Source organism: Chloroflexus sp. (assembly GCF_034435895.1).
GTDB lineage: Bacteria > Chloroflexota > Chloroflexia > Chloroflexales > Chloroflexaceae > Chloroflexus.
This window is the reverse complement of sequence record NZ_DAOTWH010000251.1, coordinates 1-2901: the sequence shown is the minus strand read 5'-3', so window position 1 is coordinate 2901 and position 2901 is coordinate 1. Positions and strand designations below refer to the sequence as shown.

At 62.5% G+C, this 2901-nt stretch carries 3 protein-coding genes; all 3 read left to right on the top strand.

Features of this window, described 5'->3' with window-relative positions; translation table 11 throughout:
* The first annotated feature begins 346 nt into the window (after nucleotides 1–346).
* The gene (locus U9R81_RS14540; RefSeq protein WP_322496150.1) at nucleotides 347–1375 is read left to right on the top strand and encodes a thiamine pyrophosphate-dependent dehydrogenase E1 component subunit alpha; all 1029 of its coding nucleotides are present in this window, start codon (nucleotides 347–349) and stop codon (nucleotides 1373–1375) included.
* Between the two features lie 189 nt (nucleotides 1376–1564).
* A complete protein-coding gene (locus U9R81_RS14535; RefSeq protein ID WP_322496149.1) occupies nucleotides 1565–2548 on the top strand; it encodes an alpha-ketoacid dehydrogenase subunit beta in 984 nt (327 codons plus the stop codon).
* Between the two features lie 76 nt (nucleotides 2549–2624).
* The coding region (locus U9R81_RS14530) for a biotin/lipoyl-containing protein (protein WP_322496148.1) at nucleotides 2625–2901 on the top strand (277 nt) is incomplete at its 3' end.

The window sequence follows — 2901 nt, the reverse complement described above, 5'->3', positions numbered from 1 at the left end:
CGTGGCTGCCGCTGCCCGCCGTGGCGCCGGGAACGCGCTATCGCAATCTGTTTACCGATGAATGCCTGACCGTCGCCGATCATCCGGCGGGGCCGGGGCTGGCGCTGGCCGATATCTTGCGGCGCTGGCCGGTGGCGCTGGCGGTGCGGGAACCGTGACGGCTGCGACCATCCGCAAACCGGCATTTTCGGCTATACTATTCATGATAGCCTAAAACACACGATCGCCGTCGATGGGGACGGAACGTAAGCGTTTACGAGCGTGCGCCTGCGTTGTCGCGCCCCGCTACGGCGAACCGTGGCGGGAATTTGGTATTGGCGCGTACATCAAGAGGGAGGTAATATCGATGACCGTCTCGATCAACGAAGTCAGCGCCAGTCCGGGATTTGGGCACGAACTGCCGCCGCATACGTTGCGTGACATGCTGCGGTATATGATGTTAGCGCGGGCGCTCGATGAGCGAATGTGGGTGCTCAACCGGGCCGGCAAGGCGCCGTTTGTGATTAGTTGCCAAGGCCACGAAGCAGCGCAGGTAGGAGCGGCGTTTGCGCTGAGTCGCGGGAAGGACTTTGTGCTGCCTTATTATCGCGGCTTGGCGACCGTGCTGGTGATAGGGATGACCCCGACCGAAGTGATGCTGGGTCTCTTAGCCCGCGCCACCGATCCGAGTTCGGGGGGCCGGCAGATGCCGGCTCACTACAGCAGCCGCCGTCTGAAAATTGTGACCCAATCGTCGCCGGTGGGGACGCAGATCGCGCACGCGGCGGGGATTGGCCTAGCCGAGAAGATTAAAGGCGGCGATGCGGTAGCGTGGGTATCCTTCGGCGAGGGCACCACCAGCCAAGGCGACTTTCATGAAGCACTGAATCTGGCAGCCGTTCACCGGCTGCCAGTCATTTTCCAGTGCGAGAACAACGAATACGCGATTAGTGTTCACCAACGCCAACAGATGGCGGTGGCCAGCGTGGCCGACCGCGGGCCGGCATACGGCATTCCCGGCATCAGCGTTGATGGCACCGATGTGCTGGCCGTTTACGAAGTCACCCGCCGCGCCGTCGAGCGCGCGCGCCGCGGCGATGGCCCTACGCTGATCGAGGCCCGCGTGGTGCGTATGACGGCCCACTCCAGCGACGACAACGACCGCACCTACCGCCCGCCGCACGAGATCGCGTTGGTGCGCCATCAAGACCCGATCGTGCGTTTTGTCGCCCAACTGCGCGAGCACGGCATCTTGAGCGAAGCTGAAGAGCAAGAGATGCGCGCCGAAGTGGCGGCGATGGTTGACCGCGCGACCGAAGATGCCGAACGCGCGCCGATGCCTGAACCCGAAACGCTGTACGACCATGTGTATGCGCCGGCGCGGCCACGCCGGTAACGCGGAGACGCAGAGGGAAGCAAAGGCGTAGAGGATATACACGCAGAGGCGCAGAGAAGCAAAGGATGATGACACGCCAAGGGGCAGAAACGCAAAGGATAAGGATGGGACAAGATCGGTTGGGTGTGAACATCCAAAAACTTCGCGTTCTTGGCGGCTTTGCGTTAAACGTATTCCTTGGAGGATGGTATGCCTGAGATGAACCTGCTCGAAGCGATCCGGCGAGGCCTCGACGAGGCGATGGCTGCCGATGTGCGGGTCTTTATTTTTGGGGAGGATGTTGGCAAACGCGGCGGCGTCTTCCGCGTCACCGAAGGCTTATACGACAAATATGGCCCCATGCGCGTGATCGACTCGCCGCTGGCCGAGAGCGTGATCGTCGGCGCATGCATTGGCGCGGCGATGAACGATACACTGCCGATCGCCGAAATCCAATTCGCCGACTTTATTGCACCCGCCTTCAACCAAATCGTGCAAGAGGCGGCCCGGATTCACTACCGCTCGAACGGCGATTGGGAAGTGCCACTGGTTATCCGCGTCCCCTATGGCGGCGGCATCCACGGTGCGCTCTACCACAGCCAGAGCGTGGAAGCCTTCTTTGCCCACGTGCCCGGCCTCAAGGTGGTAACGCCCTCAACTCCCTACGACGCCAAGGGTTTGCTCAAGAGCGCGATCGAAGACCCGAACCCGGTGCTGTTCCTCGAACACAAAAAGACCTACCGCCTGATCAAAGGCTTCGTGCCTGAAGAGGACTACCGCGTGCCGATCGGCCCCGCCGACATTAAGCGTCCCGGCGAGGATATGTCGGTCTTTGCCTATGGCCTCATGCTGCACTACTGCCTCGAAGCGGCGCAGGCGCTCGCCGCTGAAGGGGTGAGCGTCGAGGTGGTTGATCTGCGCACCCTGCGCCCGCTCGACACCGAGACGATCCTCGCCAGCGTGCGCCGCACCGGCAAGGCGCTGATCGTCCACGAGGACAATCTGTTTGGCGGATTTGGCGGTGAAGTGGCGGCGATTATCGCCGAACACGCCTTCGAGTATCTCGACGGCCCGGTGATGCGGATCGGAGGGCCGGATGTGCCGGCAATGCCGTTTGCCCATTCGCTCGAAGCGGCCTTCATGCCATCGCCAGAAAAGATTGCCGCCGCTATGCGCCGGCTGGCCGCATATTGACCGGCGAAACATCCCGTAGGTACACAGCGGCGCTTTGTCCCACGTTCAACGCGCAACGCACTAACAGGTGAGATCCATGATCGACATCAAGATGCCCCAATTGGGCGAGAGCGTCACCGAAGGCACCGTCGGGCGCTGGCTCAAGCGGCCCGGCGAACCGGTGAAGAAATACGAGCCGTTATTGGAAGTGGTGACTGATAAAGTTGATACGGAGGTGCCGGCCCCCGACGCCGGCATCCTGCACGCGATACTGGTACCCGAAGGCGAGACGGTGCGGGTCGGCACGGTGATTGCCCGGCTCGCTCCGGCTGGGGAGGCGGTTACGGCCCCGGCCCCGGCAGCCAGCCCGGTGG